We start from the raw sequence: 18,147 nt of genomic DNA, 5'->3' as shown, positions 1-18,147 counted from the left end.
TGGTTGGGGGTTTCATCCCCAAAGCCCCAAGGTATTTGACCCGAGAAGACGGGCAGGGCGCTCCTGAGCCTATCGGACCCAGATACCGACGCGGTCGGAACGCCCCTCCGCGTCGATAACGGTGAAGGTCGCCGCGCCGGGCTCCGCATAGGGCAGGACAATTTCACGCCGATGGCTTCCGGTGACGACCGGCGCGCCATTGGCCAGCACCGAGAGTGGCAGCACGCCTTTGCGCACCTTCACGACCACAGGCCCGCCTTCGAGCGTCGAGCCCTCCGGCGGGAAGGTAAGACGTGGGGCATCGGCGGGCTTTTCGAATAGCGCGCCGCGCCCACGGAACCGGCGCAACGGGGGAGGAAGACGTGCCGCGTCCAGCATCAGCGTCTCGGGGGGCGGCGGCGGCAGCGAGGACGATTGTCCGCCCAACCGCTGGAACAGGTCAAAAAGCACCGGCGCGGCGAGATCCCCCCCAAAGGCCCCGGGAACCGGGGTCCCATCGGGGCGCCCGATCCAGACCCCGGCGACATGCCTGCCGTCAAAGCCGATGGCCCATGCGTCCCGGTGGCCATAGCTGGTCCCGGTCTTGTAGGCGATGCCGAGATCCGGGGCACCGCGCGGCGGGGCAAGGGTGGACAGGATATGCCCGACCTGCCAAGCGCTGCTACGGTCCAGAAAGCGGACGCTGTCACTCGGGGTGTTGTCGCGTTTCCAGTGCAGCGGTCTGGCGACTCCACCGCGCGCGATTCCTGCGTAGAGCGTCACCAGATCTTCCAGTGTCATGCCGACGCCGCCGAGGGCCACCGCCAGCCCGGGTTTCCCCCCTTGCAATTGAGGCTCCGTTCCGGCCTGCCGCAGCGCTGACATGAGCCGCGCTGGTCCGATCTGATCGGTCAGCAGAATGACCGGGATATTGAGCGATTGACGCAGCGCATCCGCGATGCGCACCTCGCCCCGGAATTGGCCATCGAAGTTCTGCGGAGCGTAGCTGCCAAAGCGCACCGGCCGATCGTCGATCAGGGTTTCGGGATGGGCAAGCCCCCGGTCGAAGGCGAGCGCGTAGATCAGCGGTTTCAGTGTCGATCCGGGCGAGCGCAGGGCGCGCGTCATGTCCACGAATCCCGCGCGGCGGTCGGCGCTGGCATATCCGGCGGAACCGACCGTGGCGAGGATTTCTCCGCTGGTATGATCCGCGACGAGCAGGGCGATGGACAGGCGCTCGCCACGTCCGTGCAGGGCTTCAGTCCCGAGACGTTCCAGAGAGGCCTGAAGTCTCGCGTCAAGCGTCAGGTCGTGCCGTCGCGGTCCGGGGCTCTCTCGAAGCGCACGATCGGACAGATGCGGGGCAAGCGCGGGGAATGGGCGGCGGCGCTGTGGAAGGGGGGTGGAGATGGCCCCCTGCGCGGCGTCCCCGGTCACGGTGCCGGAGATCTGCAATCGGTGCACCACCCGGTCGCGGGCGCTTTGCGCGTGGACGGGTTCGCGATCGGGGCGTCGCGCGGCGGGGCTTTGCGGCAGAGCAATCAACAGCGCGGCTTCGGCCGTCGTCAGGCGGGTCGGCTCCTTGCCGAACCATGCCAGCGTGGCCGCGCGCAACCCTTCGAGATTGCCGCCAAACGGCGCGTGGGTGAGATAGAGCGAGAGGATGTCGTCCTTTGACAGCCTCCGTTCGAGGGCCAGAGCCACGCGCATCTGGCGCAGTTTCCCCGACCATTGTCCGGTGCTGCCATCCTCCAGAAGCCGGGCCACCTGCATCGTCAGGGTGGAGCCGCCGGAGACGATTTGCCCATTCACGAGCGCCTGACCGGCAGCGCGCAACAGCGCACGGGGATCGACCCCGGCATGGCTGCGGAACCGCTTGTCTTCATAGGCGATCAGCATGTCGAGATAGCGCTTGTCCACCTGATGCGGTGCGGTATCGAGACGCCAGAGTCCGCTTTCGACCTGATAGGCTCGAAGAAGCTGTCCGTTGCGATCGCGCACTTCCACGGAGGTTTCGGCCAGCAACGGCGGCAGGTCGGTGGCGTCCACCCAATCGTCGAAACCATCGCGCAGGGCGGCCCCGGCCAACAGGACCGCCATGAGCAGTAAAAGGGCGTGGCGTTTCATTTGGTCACGGTAAGTCGCCCTGCGCCGGTGCGCGCGCGGTAGCGCGGGCGATACATATCCTCGACCGAGGCGGCGGGATGATGATAGCTGCCGGGAGAGACCGCGCGCACGATATAGGCCAACTCAAGCGGGTCGTCCGAGCGCCAGTTGACGGCTGCAACAAAGCGGTCCGTCCGGAACTCGCTATGCTCGGCCTCCGCCGGCGAAAGCCAGTCCAGCTCCCGTATGTCGCCGGCGCGCAGAAGGTTGGGATTGTCGATTTCGAACCCGGCCGGAAGGGGGTCGTCGATAATCAGGCGTGCGCCGATGTCCTCATGTGGTACCACGCGCAGCACGGTCACGAAACGGTCTCCCGTCTTGACAGTGCTGCTGTCAAGCGGGGCGCCCTCCATCGTGTAATAGCTTCTGCTGAGCGACATCCCGTACCCCCCTTTTTCCGCGGGGCTGTCTGGCACACCGAGTGTCGTCACGGTCAGATCGGTGGCGCGTGGGCCATCGTTGCGGATCAGGATCAGTGCTGCCTCGGCCTGCTCGGCGTCGACGCGGATCAGCGGTGCGTCGGTGGGCACCCCGTCGACCGAAAGGCCGGACCGGCCCGGTGCGTCCATCACTGCGTGCGTCGCCAGCAGCGACCAGGCGCTTTCCTGGGTGGATCGCGTGCCGGCCGCCCCGGCGATACGTGCGGCCAACGCATCACGGTTCACGGCGTCCGAACCGCTTTCCACCGCAAGCGTGAGAACCGCGGCGGCATCGCGCAGATCGGTGCCGTAATCGGCGCGCCAGAGGCTGGCTTCCGCGTCTGCCGCCTGCCCGGAGAGGAGCGTATCGGCCCGCGCGAACATGCGGTCCGCGCGTGTCTGATCGCCGTAGTACGCCAACGCTGCGCCAAGCTGCGCTGCGCCAAGCGGGGTGGTGAACGCCTCTGCCTTCACGTCGGCATAGTAGCGCAGATCGCCCATGGCCGCCGCGCCTTCGCGTGCAAGCACCATGAGCGCATAGGCGATGTCTTCGCCCCCGGTGTCAAAGTCGGGGGCATAGTTGATGCGGTTGCGCAGGTTGTCCATCGCCTGCGCAAAGGCCAGTTGCGGCACGTCATGGCCTTGTGCCTTCGCGCGGGACAGCACATCGCTGACATAGGCGTCGAGCCAGAAATCCCCCGACTCGGCGCGCCAAAGGCCAAAGGCGCCGTTGCTGGCCTGCCTTGTGAGGATCTGCGTGATCGCCTCATCCACGCGGGTCCGCACCTCACCGCTCTTGTGAAGGTCGAGTGCGCGCGCCACCTCTTCGAAGTACAACAGCGGCAGCGCGCGAGAGGCGATCTGCTCGGTGCAACCATAAGCGTAGCGATCGAGTGACTGCAAAAGCCCCGGCGCATCGAAGCGTGCCAGCGCCCCGGCGGATATCACGGCAGAGCCGGTGCCGGGCCGCAGCCCCTCGAAAAGGTTCCCATCCAGGGTGAAGGTTTGCCCCGTATCAAGCGAGACGCGACGCGTGGTGCTGATCTCGGGATCGTTGGCACGCACCGGCAGGGACAGGGTCTTGACGATCTGCTTACCTGCGGGCGTTGTCAGGGCGAGTCGAACCGTGTGGTCGCCAACCTCACCGGCGGTAATCGGAACCGAAAGGCGCGCGGTGGCCTGATCACCCAGCGTGACACCAGAGGGCACAGCCCCTTCGGCAAGCGCGACGCCGTTGGCAGTCAGGTCAAGTCCCATGCGGCCCGACGGACCCTCTGTATGGGTGATCTCCAGCAGAAGGCGGCTTTCGTCACCCGGCGCCAGAAAACGCGGCAGGCTTGCGCTTACCACCACCGGGTTGCGCACGAGTACGTCGCGCTCGGTCTGTCCCACCGCAGTCGGGGTCCAGGCGATGGCCATGAGGCGCAGGGTGCCGTTGAAATCCGGCAGATCGAAGGTCACGGTTGCGCGTCCACCGGGGCCGACCGTCACCGGACCTTCGAAATAGGCCACCAGATCCTCGGTCGGAGGGGGCGATTGCAGGCGATCGCGGGCCCCTGCGTCCCCGCCAGACCGGAGGGCGCCCATTTCGCCGTTCATTCCGTCGATCAGGCGACCGTAGATGTCACGAATCTCAACGCCAAGACGACGCTGGCCAAAATAGTGGGCGGACGGATCAGGGCTCTCGAATCCGGTGAGGTTGAGAATCCCCACATCCACAGCGGCCAGCGTGACATGCGCGGTTTCCCCTTCGGCCACGCCATCGACGGCGATTTCCACGTCAAGCGGGCCATTGGGCGTCATCTTCTCCGGCGCGTCGATGGCAACGGAAAGCTGTTTCTCCCCCGGATCAATTTTCGCATAGCTCAGCCCCAGCGCGCGAGACGGATTCTGGCCTGCCGCCACGTCCATCGGACGGATCACCGTGGCGGTGACATAGACCCCCGTGCCCCAGTCATCCGTGACTTCGAGCGGGATCAGATTTTCGCCCTCGCTCACATCCACCGCTTTCAGGTCGATCAGGCGGTTGGACATGACCGAGATCAGCGCGGTTCCCGCAAATCGCGGCACGACGCGAAGCTGCGCCGTCTCGCCGCTGTGGTAGCCGGATTTGTCGAGTGACAGTTCGAGTGTGTCAGGCGTATCTGTCGTATCAGCAGGCGCATACCAGCCAGCGTGGAAATCGGTTGAGGCGGCAACATAGTCCCCGTCGGTCCGCTCCACCACAATCTCGTAGTGGCCCCAGTCCACAGGGGCAGTGAGGCTCAGCGAGTCTTGCCCAAGCGTCGCCTCGCCGGTGGCGACACGGTTGCGGGTGGTGATCGGCTCCCAGTTCCAGTTGCCGTATTGCTCATACCACTGGTAGCGGGTGTTGATGCGGTTCACCGTCCAGCGCACGGTCATCGGTTGGGGTGACAGGTCGGGCGCAAGCGCAATCAGGTCAAATCCGGCCTCCGACCCCTCCGGCACGACGCTGTCGAACTTCGGCCTGATGCCGATCATCGGGCCCGCAGGCGCAACAGGGTGGGTCAGAGTCCGCTCTACCGGGCGGCCGGAGCCTTCCGCCATCTCGATGACAAGCTCGGCCTGAAGCGGGCGGCCGGTGTTTTCCATCTCGGGCAGATCAAGGGTGACACGCGCGGTGCCGTCCGCGCCGGTGCGCCCGCCGTCAAAGCTATTGGTGCGTGGCGAAACAGGGTTATCGTGGCGTCCGAAGCGGTACTTGGAAAAGCCTTCCACTGTGTCGCGCGGGCGTAGCGTGACGTGGCCCGTGACAGGCAGATCGGCGCCCGGCGCGCCGAAGAGATACCGCGCCTCGATCCGAAGTTCCGGTGTGCCCAGAGGATTGAGCGGGCCCTCCGGCAGGGTCAGGTCAAAGTCGATCCGCTCCGGCAGAAAATCCTCCACCAGCACCCTTGCCGTTGCAAGCGGGTCCGCGTCGAGATCGGATTTGATCGCCAGCGTCCAAGCCCCGCGCGGCACCGTCGCGCCCAGCGGAAAGGAAAACACGTGGCCCCCGGCAACATCGTCGGTAGAGGTCTTGCGGGTGTATTCCACCCCGTCCGGACGTGTCAGGATGGCGGTAACGGGCAGGCCGGGCAATGCCTGCGCCATGTCTCCGCGCGCAAGCGCCGTGGCGTGGATCGTTTCCCCCGCGCGATAGGCGCCACGGTCGGTGGCAAGGAACAGGTCAACGGGCGGTGCCGGCGCGCGGCCCTCTACCCCGCGGTCCGACAGGTCGAAGGCGGGGTCCGTCAGCGACAGGAAGGCGAAATCCTCCGCCTCCTCCAGCGTCACGAGCGCGGGAGCCTTTGAGCCGGTGCCACGGGTCAGACCGGCGGCAAATCGGGCGTGGCCGTCCGCGTCGGTCACCGCCTCGCCCAGCACTCGGTTGGCGCGGTTGAGCAGTGTCACCTTTGTGCCCTCGCGCGGGGCGGCATCGCGCAACCCGCGCACGAAGACATGCAGCCCGTCGGTGCCCGAAAGCGTCGTGACCCCGAGGTCGGACAACACGAACCATTGCGTTGCGCCGGTCTGCTCATAGGGTTCGACCCCGGGTATGGCGGCCGAGAGCGCATAAAGTCCGGCAGGCAGATCGGCAATCACGTCCCCGACAGGCAGCCGCGTTGTCATATCCGCGTTGAGCGTGTTGCGCGTTTCCGCCTCGCCGGTCCAGACGGTCTCGGCCACGTTTTCGGAGAAGTCGCGCTCTCGGTAGTCGGGCAGGGGTCTTGCGAAATCATTGTCCAGAATGGTGCGCAAAAGATTGCGGTCGCTCACCCGGTAGAGGGTCAACTCCACGGTATCGAGGTTTACCGTTTCCACCGGCAGGCCGGCATCGGTTGTACGCGGCAGGATATAGGCCCGGCCCGGAAAGCGAACCTCGGGGGCACGGTCGCGGACATAGAGCGTGAGCGTCACATCCTTGATCAAAGCCTCGCCGCTTGCCGCAGGAAGACCTTCCCGGAAGGTGACGGTATAACGCGATCCATGCTCCACCCCGTCAATGCAGATCTGGCGGTCTTCGGCCTGCACGGCAAGGCGCTGATCGGGCAGACGGACGAAGGGGGTGTAGTCGGTGCCGGCCTTGATCAGCGGTTCGCTGAATTCCGCGCAGATCCGCGGCTGGGCGGTGTCGTTGTCCACGCGATGCTCGATGATGCGAAAGCCGTATTTACTGATCGCATCGTCGAGCGCGGCGGTGACATCCGCCCTTGGTTGCAGGCGCTCGGCCAGCCGCAGGGCCGGGATCATGTCACGACCGCGACCCGTCTGTTCAAGCATTTCGGCCATGATCATCAGGGCCGACACCTGTCCGGGCGCTGACGGTGCGCGCAGATAGGCATTGATCGCGGCGTGCAAGGCGCGATTGCGATTGGTGTTGCGATCAGAGTGGTTGTCGGTTTCGATATCGCGGTTCAGCCGCGCGTATTCCGCCCACTGATCGGACGCATCGCTCTTGGCCACCGCACCGCCCATCCAGCGCATGGCCCCCGCCAGATCACCATTGGCACGGCGCGTGCGGGCAGCCTCCAGCATTTCGGGAACCTCCCACTGTCCCGCGGTATGAATACGGCCGATATCGGCCGCCAGGCGGGTGGCACCGGAAATATCGTCCGAGGTCAGGAAGGCAAGCTCATCCTGCCGTGTTTCGGCCAGCGCGCGCACGTGCGGCGGTGCGGTATGGATCTCTGCCGACAACGCCCCGTCATAGGGTTGCCGCTCGCTGACGCTGGATTTCGGAAAACAGGCCGTGGAGCGGGTATTGAAAGTAAAGGCCCGGCAGTCCGGGTTCGACAGGCAGGCATTGATGCAGGCGTCATAGGTAGTGTCGAACAGGGCCTGAAGGTCGGAGCCGTAGAAATCCACATCGGGGGTGACGACGATCCGGCGTTCCGGCACCGGAGACTCGGCCAGGGCGCCCAGCGGGGCGGCAATAAAACCCGCCAGTGCCAGAATAATCCAACGCATCTGAAATCCTCCTGTATCAAACCAGATGATCTTGCCACGGACGTTCGCAGGCTGGCAACGATTCCCCCGGAACTGGTGAACTTAAACGGATATTCACCCTCCTGACCGACGCTTGCGCATCAGGCATGTCAACGCGGGGAAGGGTGCATGTCGCTTGCACAGAAACTGGCAGAGGAACGGCGCGCCAGGCTGGCTGCGGAACAATTGCTGGAACTCAAGCAGGCGGAGCTTTTCGCCGCCAACCGGAAACTCGGCCAACATGCGCGCAAGCTGTCCGATGAGATCGTTGAGACACGCGCGCAGGTGGCCTCCGTGCAGGATGAGAACCAGCGCGTGAAATGCGATCTCCAGATCGCCAACGAGAAGATCGTGATCGCGGAACGACGGCTCTGGCAATCGATCAAGTCAATTCAGGACGGATTTGCCTTCTTCGATACGGACAACCGCATGATCGCGGCGAACCCAGCCTATCTTGCAGTTTTCGACGGGCTGGAAGAGATCGAGCCCGGGGTGACCTATATGCGCATTCTGCAACTGATCACTGAAGAAGGGATCATGAATATCGGCGACACACCGCCCGCACGCTGGCGGCAGGAGATGCTGGACCGCTGGCAGCGTCCGGAACCCGACCCCATAACGCTTCAGCTTTGGAACGGGCAATACATCAAATTGATCGACCAGCGCGGCCATGGCGGTGATATGGTGAGCCTTGCCCACAATATCACGGACACCGTGCGCTATGAGAGCGAAATCAAACAGGCACAGGAACGCGCGGAGGCGGCAAATCGAGCCAAATCAGCCTTCCTTGCGAACATCAGCCACGAGATTCGCACCCCGATGAACGGCGTCGTCAGTATGGCCGACCTGCTGGCCGATACCGATCTGGGCGAGGAACAGCGTCTCTACGTCAACACCATACGCAATTCGGGCGAGGCGCTTCTGGTGATCATCAACGACGTGCTCGACTATTCCAAGATCGAGGCGGAGAAACTTGTGCTTCACCCCGAGCCGTTCGATCTGAAACTCTGCATTCAGGAGATCGCCACATTGCTGAAACCCGCGGCGCAGGAAAAGAACGTATCGCTTCTTGTCGATTACGATCTTTTCATGCCGACGCGCTTTGTGGGCGATCCGGGGCGTATCCGGCAGGTGCTGACCAACCTGTTGGGCAATGCGGTGAAATTCACTTCCGAGGGGCACGTGCTGGTGCGGGTGGTGGGCGTGCCGGCGGAAGGGGACGGTCAGGGCCGGATCACTGTGACGGTCGAGGATACGGGAGTCGGGATCGCGGACGACAAGATCGGGCACATCTTCGGAGAGTTCAATCAGGTGGAGGACGCGCGCAACCGCGCGTTCGAGGGCACGGGGCTTGGCCTCGCGATCTCCCGACGGCTGATCGGGATGATGGGCGGAGAGATCTGGGTGGAGTCGGAGCTGGGCCGGGGGTCCACCTTCGGCTTCAGCATAGATCTGCCTGTGGACGAAGACGACGCTGGAAAGACCCCGATCGCGCCTCACGAGGCCGGCGAAGACACGCCACACCCTGCGCCGGGTCCGGGCGGGCTACGCCGCATGCGCATTCTGGCGGCAGAGGACAACAAGACCAACCAGCTTGTTCTTGGCAAGCTTCTCGGGCCGCTTGATGCCGATTTACGATTTGCCGACAACGGGATTGAGGCGGTGGAAGTATTCGACAACTGGGCCCCCGATCTGATCTTCATGGACATTTCCATGCCACGGATGGACGGAAAGGAGGCCACGACAAAGATCCGGGCGAAGGAGGCCGACCGGGGCGGACATGTGCCGATTGTCGCGCTCACGGCCCATGCGGTGGACGGGGACCGGGAGGGGATACTCTCCGCCGGGCTGGATCGCTACCTCACCAAACCGCTGCGCAAGGCGGCGATATTCGAGACGATCATGGCGCATTGCCCGCAGGACGCAAGGCTGCCGCTATCCGAGGATGCCTCACCCGCTGCGCCCGGTGACGGGGGCGGGGTTGCCATGCAATGATCGCCACCCGTTCAGTCCGCCGTGCTGCCGCGCAGGAATACCCATCGGTTGCCCTCTGACATCTGTGGTCGATAGGTATAGCCTCCCAGGTCGAAGTCGGTAATCCCTTCGGGGTCGGTCAGTCGGCGCTCTATGATGAAGCGCGCCATCGCTCCGCGGGCCTTCTTGGCGTAGAAACTCACGATTTTCGGGGTGCCGCCGCGATCCTCCATGAACACCGGGGTGATCACCCGCAGCTTCAGGGCATCGGGGTCCACCGCACCGAAGTATTCCTGACTGGCGCAGTTTATCAGGACGTCGGTGCCGAGGTCCTTGGCCTGCGCGTTGAGGGTTCTGGCAATGCTGTCACCCCAGAACTCATAGAGGTTCCTGCCCCGGCGGGTTTTCAGTCGGCTGCCCATTTCAAGCCTGTAGGGCTGGATCGCGTCGAGGGGCCGCAAGAGCCCGTAAAGCCCCGAAAGGACGCGCAGATGCTCTTGCGCCCATGCCATTTCGTCGGGTTCCAGACTGGCCGCATCGAGCCCGGCATAGGTGTCGCCCGCAAAAGCGTGCACGGCGGGGCGTGTGACGCCCGCCTCTGGCGCTTCTTCGAACGCCTTAAACCTGTCCCGGTTGAGCCGGGCCAGATCGGGGCTCAGGTTCATCAGCTTCTGCAAGTCGCCAAGTGTCAGATTCCGCGCGGTTTTCACCAGTCTCGCCGCCTCATCCGGGAACAGGGGCGGGGTGGGTTCAACCTCTACCGGGTCCCAGTTCAGACGCTTGGCGGGCGATATTACAACGAGCATGGGCGGTCCTTCCTCTTGCGGCTTTCGCTGATCTAATCCGCCGCGCGCAGCACGTCCAGAAAGGCGGCGCCGAAGCGGTCGATCTTCTGCTCTCCCATGCCCGGAAGCCGGGCCATATCGTCGAGCGTGCGGGGGCGGCGTTCGGCGATATGGCGCAGGGTGGAATGGGGACAGGACAGATACTTCCCGGTGCCCTCCGCGCCGCGGGACAAGGCGTTCTGCGCTTCCAGCAGCCGGTCGAACAGATCGCCCTCGGTCCGGCCGGCGAGTTTGCGGCGCGTGGGGTGGACATGCGCGGCGGCGCCGGTGATCACTTCGAGGAAGGTGTCGCCATAGGTCGCGAGTTTCTTGGCGCCGACGCCGCCGATCCGTGCCATGTCGTCAAGAGTGGCGGGCCGGGTTTCGGCCATCTCGATCAGGGTGCGGTCGTTGAAGATCATGTAGGCTGGCAGCTTCGCCGCCTCCGCAAGCACGCGGCGCTTGGCCTTGAGCGCCGACAGAAGCGGCGCATCCTCTTCATTGACAAGCGATTTCGGGGCCGGGCGACGATCCGCGCTGTCGATGGAATCGCGGCGCAGTGTAATGTTTTCCTGCCCGCGCAGGATGGGCAGGGCGGCGTCTGTCATGCGCAAGGCGCCGTGGCGCGCGGGGTCGGGGCGGATCAGGTCGCGGCCCATCATCTGCCGGAAAACCGCGCCCCACTGACGGCGGGAGAGATCCTTTCCGCACCCGAATGTGGGCAGCGCCTCATGACCGCGGGCGCGGATCTTGTCGGTGGTATTTCCCACAAGGATATCAGTGAGATGGCCCGCGCCGAACCATTCGTCGGTGCGCAGGATCGCCGAGAGCGCCTTGCGCACCGATTCGGTGCCGTCGAACACCGCCGCCGGGCCGTCGCAGAGATCGCAATTGCCGCAGGTCACATCCGATTCACCGAAGTATTCCAATAGCTTGGCGCGGCGGCAGGTGAGCGCCTCGGCCAGTCCCAGAAGGGCGTTCAGGCGGGCGTGATCGGCGGCCCGACGGTCGGGCGGGGCGGGGCTTTCGTCGATCTGCGCGCGGCGCAGGCGGATGTCGTCGGGACCAAAGAGCGTTAACGTTTCGGCGGGCGCCCCGTCACGTCCCGCGCGGCCGATTTCCTGATAGTAGGACTCGATGGATTTGGGCAGATCGGCATGGGCGACCCAGCGAATGTCGGGCTTGTCCACCCCCATGCCGAAGGCGACGGTGGCCACCACGATCAGCCCGTCGTCGTGGCTGAACCGTGTCTCTGTCATGCGCCGTTCTTCGGCGTCCATGCCGCCGTGATAATGCAGCGCCGCATGGCCCGCCTCGCGCAGGGCGGCGGCGATGGATTCGGTGCGCGCCCGGGTGCCGCAATAGACGATGCCGGACTGCCCCTTGCGCGCGGCGGCGAAATTCAGGATCTGCCGGCGGGGTCCGTCCTTGACCGCGAAACTCAGGTGAATGTTGGGCCGGTCGAAACCGTGCAGGAAGGTTTGCGGCGTCGCCGTGTCGAACAGGCGGGTGACGATCTCGGCTCGGGTTTCGGCGTCGGCGGTGGCGGTGAAGGCCGCCAGCGGCACATCGAGGGCGCGCCGCAATTCCCCTATCCGCAGGTAATCAGGGCGAAAATCATGGCCCCATTGCGAGACGCAATGCGCCTCGTCCACGGCGATGAGGCTTACGCCGATGCGTCGCAGCATCCCCAGCGCCGCCCCCGACGACAGCCGTTCGGGCGCGATGTAGAGCAGCTTGAGCCGCTCCGTGTCCAGCATTTCCCAGACTTCCGCGGTCTCTTCGTCGGTATTGCCGGAGGTGAGCGCGCCGGCGGCGACACCGGCCTGCCGCAGGGCGCGGACCTGATCGCGCATCAGCGCGATGAGCGGGGAGATCACCACCGTGACGCCCTCGCGCATGAGGGCGGGAAGCTGATAGCAGAGCGATTTGCCGCCCCCCGTCGGCATGATGGCGAGCACGTCGCGCCCTTCGGCCACGGCATCCACGATGTCCTGCTGTCCGGGGCGGAAGGCATCGAATCCGAAGACATCACGCAGGAACGTGGCGGCGGCGCACATGGGTGTTTTTTCCGAGGTTGACTGCTCTTGGCGGGACTGTCCCACATGGGGGTGCGGGGGGCAAGGGTTAACGCGGAGGCCGGCGGCGCGGGGCCGGGCAACACGAAAGCTGGGTTAACGCCTTGTTTCATTGGCAAATGGGCAGGCTGCATCGCGTCGGTAAAACGTCGGTATCGCGTCGGTGCCGATGTCGGCGGAGGGCCCTTTAACGCGGCGCGCGGTGAGGGCGCGTTAACCTTTGGGCCGGTTGGTCGGGTTTGACCGGGCGGAGCGCGCGTGCCGCGCGCGCATTGTCATCTCTGCGCTCAGGCCGCGCAGGCCCATGTCAGTTTGCGTTCAGGCCACGCAGGCCCATGTGAGTATGCGCTCAGGCCGAGCAGGCCCGGGGCTCTGCCCCGGACCCCGAGGTATTTCACCCGAAAAGAGGCACGGCGCGGGTCAATCCGCTGTGGCAGAATCGGCGCAAGCCATGCTAGATTTGGCGGTATGCTGAAGACAGACCCCAATATAGGCGAAAAACGCCCCGTGATCCGGCAGTTGGACGAGGGCGCGATCAACCGGATCGCCGCCGGCGAGGTGGTGGAGCGTCCCGCCAGCGCAGTCAAGGAGCTGGTGGAGAATGCGCTTGATGCCGGGGCACGGCGGATCGAGGTGGCGATTGCCGATGGCGGCAAGACGCTGATCCGGGTGAGCGACGATGGTTGCGGCATCGCGGGGGGCGATCTGCCGCTGGCGCTGTCGCGTCATGCCACGTCGAAGATCGACGGCTCCGATCTGCTCAATATCCACAGCTTCGGCTTCCGGGGCGAGGCGCTGCCCAGCCTTGGCGCGGTGGGGCGTCTGTCCATCACCTCGCGCGCGGCGGGAGAGGACGCGGCGGCGGTCTCCGTCACGGGCGGGCGGATCGGGCCGGTCAAGCCCGCGGCGCTGTCGCGCGGGACCATCGTGGAGTTGCGCGATCTGTTTCACGCCACGCCGGCGCGGCTCAAGTTCATGCGCTCGGACCGGGCGGAGGCGCAGGCGGTCATGGATGTGGTCAAGCGGCTGGCCATGGCCGAGCCGTTCGCCGGCTTCACCCTGCGCGATGTGACCGGCGGCGGCGAGGGGCGCGTGAGTTTTCGCGCCGAGGCCGAGACCGGCGACATGTTCGACGCCTTGCAGGGGCGGCTTGGCCGTATCTTGGGCCGGGAGTTCGCCGAGAACAGCATCGCGGTGGACGCCGAGCGCGAGGGGCTGCATCTGACGGGCTATGCCGCGTTGCCGACCTATTCGCGCGGCTCTGGCGTGGCGCAGTATCTGTTCGTGAATGGGCGGCCGGTGCGCGACAAGCTTCTGATCGGGGCGCTGCGCGGGGCCTATGCCGATTTCCTCAGCCGCGACCGGCATCCGGCGGCGGCGCTGTTCATCGACTGCGATCCGCAGCTTGTGGATGTGAACGTGCATCCGGCCAAGTCCGAGGTGCGGTTCCGTGATCCGGGGCTGGCGCGCGGGCTGATCGTGAGCGCGCTGCGCCATGCGCTGGCCGAGGCGGGGCATCGGGCCTCCTCGACCGTGGCGGGTGCGGCGCTGGGCGCGTTCCGGCCCGGGGGGATGGAGCCGGACGCGGCCGGCCATCCCGGCGCGCGCGTCTACCAGATGGATCGCCCGTCCGGGGCGGCGCGCGGCGCCGGTTATGCGATGCAGGCCCCCGCGCCGCAGCCGGAGGCGCCAGGCTTTGCCGAGGCGGCCGCGGCGCTCAGCGGGCGGATCGGGGAGACGGCGGCGGAGGACGGAAACGGGCCGGAACCGGGGGACCACCCGCTTGGCGCGGCGCGCGGTCAGGTGCATGAGAATTACATCGTCGCCCAGACCCGCGACGGCATGGTGATCGTCGATCAGCACGCCGCGCATGAGCGGCTGGTCTATGAAAAGCTCAAGCGCCAGATGGCGGAGCGCGGCGTAGCGGCGCAGGCGCTTCTCATCCCCGAGATCGTGGAACTGTCCGAGGGCGATTGCGCGCGGCTTCTGGCGGTCGCGGGCGATCTGGCGCGGCTGGGGCTGACGGTGGAGCCGTTCGGCGGCGGCGCGGTGGCGGTGCGCGAGACGCCCGCGATCCTCGGCGAGGTGGACGCGCAGGCGATGGTGCGCGACATCCTCGACGAGTTGGACGACGCGGGCGAAAGCGCGCTGGTGCAGGCGCGGATCGAGTCGATCCTGAGCCGGGTGGCCTGTCACGGATCGGTCCGGTCGGGCCGGCGGATGCGCGCCGAGGAGATGAACGCCCTTCTGCGCGAGATGGAAGCAACCCCCCATTCGGGGCAATGCAACCACGGGCGGCCCACCTATGTGGAGCTGAAGCTCGCGGATATCGAAAGGCTGTTCGGGCGGACATGATCACCGTGGCGGAGCCTGTGCTGGCGCCGGAGTCCCAAAGCCTCGTGCCGCTGACGAGCCGTCAGCCGCCGCGCACCAGATCGTCCTCTTCATCGGAGAGCGATATGCCAAGCTCGTCCATTCCGTTTTCGAGATGGTCCGACAGATGCGGCGTGCCGATCAGGTAGTCGGCGGTGGGGGTCGTCGCCTCCGCCCGCGCGGTTTCGATCGCCTCTTCGAGGTCGTCGGCGGTGAAGCTCTCGCGGCCGATCCACATCACGGCCACGAGGCTGGCCTGTTCATCCTCGTTCAGGTTGTCGATGAAGGCGCGCAGTTCCGCCTCGGCGCGCTCAAGCTCCCGCGCCATGAGAACGACCTGCGCGACCTTCCAGTTCGAGATTTCCAGCATGTCGCGTCTCCTGTTGTTTGCTCCACTGTAGCACAACAAATGGCGCGACGCGCGTCCTTGATTTGACGCAAGTCAGGCGGCGGTGCGGTGGCGCAGCACGATCACCAGAAACAGCACCATCGCCAGCACCGTGAGGAAGGAGCCGCCCTTGGCCAGCGTCTCGCTGGTCTCGTGCACGGCCTGCACGATGCCGGGCACGATCATCCCCACGCCCAGCAGCGCCAGCACGTAATGCGCCTTGGCCAGCGGGCCTTCGGCCGCCCTTGGCACAAGGTGATAGTACAGACCGGCCAGCGCGAAGACGACGAAGCCCAGAAGATTGAGATGGGCATGGGCCGGCGAGAGGGTGTGATCGGCGGTCGCCGACATCTGAATCCCCCAGATCATGCCCAGAACCGCGAAGAGAACCCCCGTCGCGAAAAACCATAGTGAGACACCACGCATTTCCCTTTCCTTTCCCTGTTGCAAAAGCGGGTCTTCACGCCCGCGCGTTGTTGCCCGGCAGCGGCGTTCCGCCGCATGTCGCGCGGAAGAAAATACCCCTGCGCTGTCATTTCGCAAAAGATTTTTCAAAGGCCCACGCCGCCTTGCGGGCGGGGCGATCTGCCGGCTCACTTCGACATGATGCCCCCGTCGTTTGTCCGGCAGGGGCCGAGGGCGTGCGCCCGGCGTCAGGCCGGGGGCAGACCGGCGCCGCCGCCTTCGGCCATGTGATCGACGATGGCCAGATGCTGCGCAAGGCGGCCCACCTCCGCCATGAAGCGGGCGACCAGTTGCGGATCGCTCGGCGCGGCGGAGACGCCGGCGGGGATCTGGCCGTTCAGAACCGCGTCCACCGCGAGGGACACCGGAATCGAAACGAGCCGCGACATCGCCGTGCCGCGCGCATCGCCCGTCGCGTCCATCACATAGGTCTTGTGCCAGACGGGCGCCCCGTCCCTTTCGGCCCGCAGCGACACGCAGAGCACGACGCGATCCGGCTCCCCCTCGGCATAGGCGTTCTCGGCCCAGAAGGCATCGGACATTTCCTTCATCCGCGCCTCGCCTTCGGGGCCGTCCAGCGTCTCGACCTCGCGGAACACGTCGGACCATGCCTCCGCCCAGCCGCCAAGCCGCAGGGTGCCGCGCACGAACTCGCGCACCGGCCAGCCCTCTTCGATGCCGTATTCCGCCATGAAGGGAATGGAATCGCGGTTGGGGTAGACCTCGAACGACTCGGGCTTGGGCAGCGGGGCCTCATAGGTGGAAATCGCGTCCCAGGGCCGGTCCACCTCAAGCTCTGCAAACTCCCGCACAGAGCGGGAGGGCGAACGCAGCGCCTTGAGCACGCCGAGGGGTGACCAGCTGAACTTGTAGCGGAACGGGTTGGGCACCTTCGGGATGCCCCCACAGTAGGAGGTGAAGGAAATCACGTTGCCCGCGTCGAACGCCCTCGAGGCGCGGTAGTCGGCCATCAGCGCATGCGCCATCAGGTGGTCGATGCCGGGATCGAGCCCGACCTCGTTCACGCAGGCCACGCCCGCCGCGCGCGCCGCGGCATCGAGCGCGCGCATCTCCGGTGCGATATAGGAGGAGGAGACGAAATGTGCGCCCTGTGCGATGCAAAGCTCGGCCAGCGGCACATGCCAGTCGCCCGGCAGCATGGAGACGACGACATCGCCGGGCTGCACCTCGGCGCGCAGGTTGTCCATGTCGAAAATCTGGATCCGGCGTGTGAGATCACCCACCGCGTCCCCGGCCTTGTCCAGCGTCCGGTTCCAGACCGTCACCTCGTGGCCCGCCTCGATCAGGCGGCGCAGGCCGGGGATGGCCGAAAGGCCGGTGCCGCACCAGTGAATCGTCATGTCGCGTCTCCTTCGTGTCGGCCCGTCGCGCGGCAGGATGGCCGGGCGCGGGCGGCTGTGCAATGGGTCAGATATGGCGGCGAAACTCGGCCTCGGCGCGGGCCCAGACGCCGGTGTTCAGCGCGCCCAGGCGCAACAGCGCGGGCAGAAGCTGCGCCGCGTAGTCCTGAGAGCTTTCGACCGGCAGCATGGAGGGCAGGTTGTCGATCGCCATCACGTCAAGCGGCGGGGTGTCCGCCACACGGGTGACCGGCGCCTGCCATGTTGTCGCGCTGTCATAGATGGGGACAGGGTTGTAGTCGCTGCCCGGATCGCAGGCGATGTCGCCGATGGCCGTGAGCGCGCGCGGCGCGGTGAGCGCCTCTCGCGACACGAACACCGGCGTGCCGGGGCGCGCGAAGATGCAGTTGAGAAAGATGTCGTGATCGAGGATCTCGGGAAAGGGGCCGCCGTGGGCGGTCTCGTCCATGTCCCATCCGGTGACGTCCACGCCGAGCGCCGCGCAAAGATCGGCGGCCCCGGTGCCCACGCGGCCCAGCGCGCCGATGACGATGGCGTGGGGTCGCGGGCTGCCGGTTCCATCAAACTCCCCCGCCAGATCCTCCAGAAGCGCCGCCTTGCCCGGATAGACGCCCACGGGGCCGCAGATCGCGCCGCGCCGCGCCGCCGCCCATGCCTTCAGCGTGACCGCCGCCCCGGCATAGCCCGCCCAGTATCCGAAGGCGGCGATGCGGCGGCCGGCCTCGTCCACCAGATATTCCAGATCGTAGAGCGTGCCGCCCCCCGCGCGGAACCGGCGCAGCAACTCCCGGCCCGCGTGCTGCCCCTTGAAGGCGTGGCCGAACATGATGTGGCGATGCATCAACGGCGTGCCATCCTCGGGCAGTTCCTTCAGCCCGAAGATGATCGCGTCGCGCGGCGCGCCCGGCCAGCTGTTTTCCGGCGCGATGTCGCAGCCCGCATCGAAATAGCCGTCGATGGGAATGGCGCGGCTGGCGCTTTGCTCGACCGTCACGCTCAGCCCGGCGTCGATCAGCGCCCGCGCGCCCTCGGGGGTCAGCCCCACCCGATCCTCGTTCGGCCGCTGCTCGGCCCGCACCCACAGATGTGTCATGGCGCCCCGCCCCTTCT

General features: G+C 66.1%; 10 protein-coding genes. 2 read left to right on the top strand and 8 right to left on the bottom strand.

Annotated features, from left to right (window positions below; all coding sequences use genetic code 11):
* Positions 1 to 69 precede the first annotated feature (69 nt).
* Entirely contained in the window at positions 70 to 2,106 is a 2,037-nt protein-coding gene (gene pbpC / locus BMW66_RS07950; protein ID WP_093117235.1) for a penicillin-binding protein 1C, read from the bottom strand.
* Positions 2,103 to 7,535 carry an alpha-2-macroglobulin family protein gene (locus tag BMW66_RS07945; protein WP_093117233.1) on the bottom strand — a complete coding sequence of 1,811 codons (5,433 nt, stop codon included), beginning with the start codon at positions 7,533 to 7,535 and terminating at the stop codon, positions 2,103 to 2,105. Before BMW66_RS07945 ends, pbpC begins: the two co-directional genes overlap by 4 nt.
* Positions 7,536 to 7,682: 147 nt before the next feature.
* Here BMW66_RS07945 and BMW66_RS07940 point away from each other — a divergent pair, with 147 nt between their 5' ends.
* The gene (locus tag BMW66_RS07940; RefSeq protein ID WP_093117231.1) at positions 7,683 to 9,548 is read left to right on the top strand and encodes an ATP-binding protein; all 1,866 of its coding nucleotides are present in this window, start codon (positions 7,683 to 7,685) and stop codon (positions 9,546 to 9,548) included.
* A gap of 11 nt (positions 9,549 to 9,559) precedes the next feature.
* Here the strand turns inward: BMW66_RS07940 and yaaA are convergent, their stop codons facing one another.
* Together yaaA and recQ are read right to left on the bottom strand one after the other, a co-directional pair.
* Positions 9,560 to 10,333, bottom strand: coding sequence for a peroxide stress protein YaaA (gene yaaA / locus BMW66_RS07935; protein ID WP_093117229.1), 774 nt, complete (start codon positions 10,331 to 10,333; stop codon positions 9,560 to 9,562).
* Positions 10,334 to 10,365: 32 nt separating this feature from the next.
* Positions 10,366 to 12,411, bottom strand: coding sequence for a DNA helicase RecQ (gene recQ, locus BMW66_RS07930; protein ID WP_093117227.1), 2,046 nt, complete (start codon positions 12,409 to 12,411; stop codon positions 10,366 to 10,368).
* Positions 12,412 to 12,897: 486 nt separating this feature from the next.
* On the opposite strand from recQ, the gene mutL reads away from it, so the two are divergent.
* The gene (gene mutL / locus BMW66_RS07925; RefSeq protein ID WP_093117225.1) at positions 12,898 to 14,784 is read left to right on the top strand and encodes a DNA mismatch repair endonuclease MutL; all 1,887 of its coding nucleotides are present in this window, start codon (positions 12,898 to 12,900) and stop codon (positions 14,782 to 14,784) included.
* 61 nt (positions 14,785 to 14,845) lie between these two features.
* Here mutL and BMW66_RS07920 read toward each other — a convergent pair whose 3' ends face one another.
* From BMW66_RS07920 to BMW66_RS07905, 4 genes are all read right to left on the bottom strand, one after another.
* A complete protein-coding gene (locus BMW66_RS07920) occupies positions 14,846 to 15,172 on the bottom strand; it encodes a DUF3775 domain-containing protein (protein ID WP_093117223.1) in 327 nt (108 codons plus the stop codon).
* A gap of 72 nt (positions 15,173 to 15,244) precedes the next feature.
* Positions 15,245 to 15,616: a heme-copper oxidase family protein gene (locus BMW66_RS07915; RefSeq protein WP_093117221.1), complete on the bottom strand. Its 372-nt coding sequence runs from the start codon at positions 15,614 to 15,616 to the stop codon at positions 15,245 to 15,247.
* 227 nt (positions 15,617 to 15,843) lie between these two features.
* Complete coding sequence (locus tag BMW66_RS07910) at positions 15,844 to 17,016, bottom strand: saccharopine dehydrogenase C-terminal domain-containing protein (protein WP_093117219.1); 1,173 nt, start codon at positions 17,014 to 17,016, stop codon at positions 15,844 to 15,846.
* 67 nt (positions 17,017 to 17,083) lie between these two features.
* On the bottom strand, positions 17,084 to 18,130 hold the full coding sequence (locus BMW66_RS07905) for a saccharopine dehydrogenase (protein ID WP_093117217.1): 1,047 nt from the start codon (positions 18,128 to 18,130) through the stop codon (positions 17,084 to 17,086).
* Between the last annotated feature and the right edge of the window lie 17 nt (positions 18,131 to 18,147).

Origin of the sequence: Salinihabitans flavidus, from assembly GCF_900110425.1 — a bacterium.
Taxonomy (GTDB): domain Bacteria; phylum Pseudomonadota; class Alphaproteobacteria; order Rhodobacterales; family Rhodobacteraceae; genus Salinihabitans; species Salinihabitans flavidus.
Note: the sequence above shows the minus strand (reverse complement) of the source record. Positions and strands in the feature narration are given on the sequence as shown.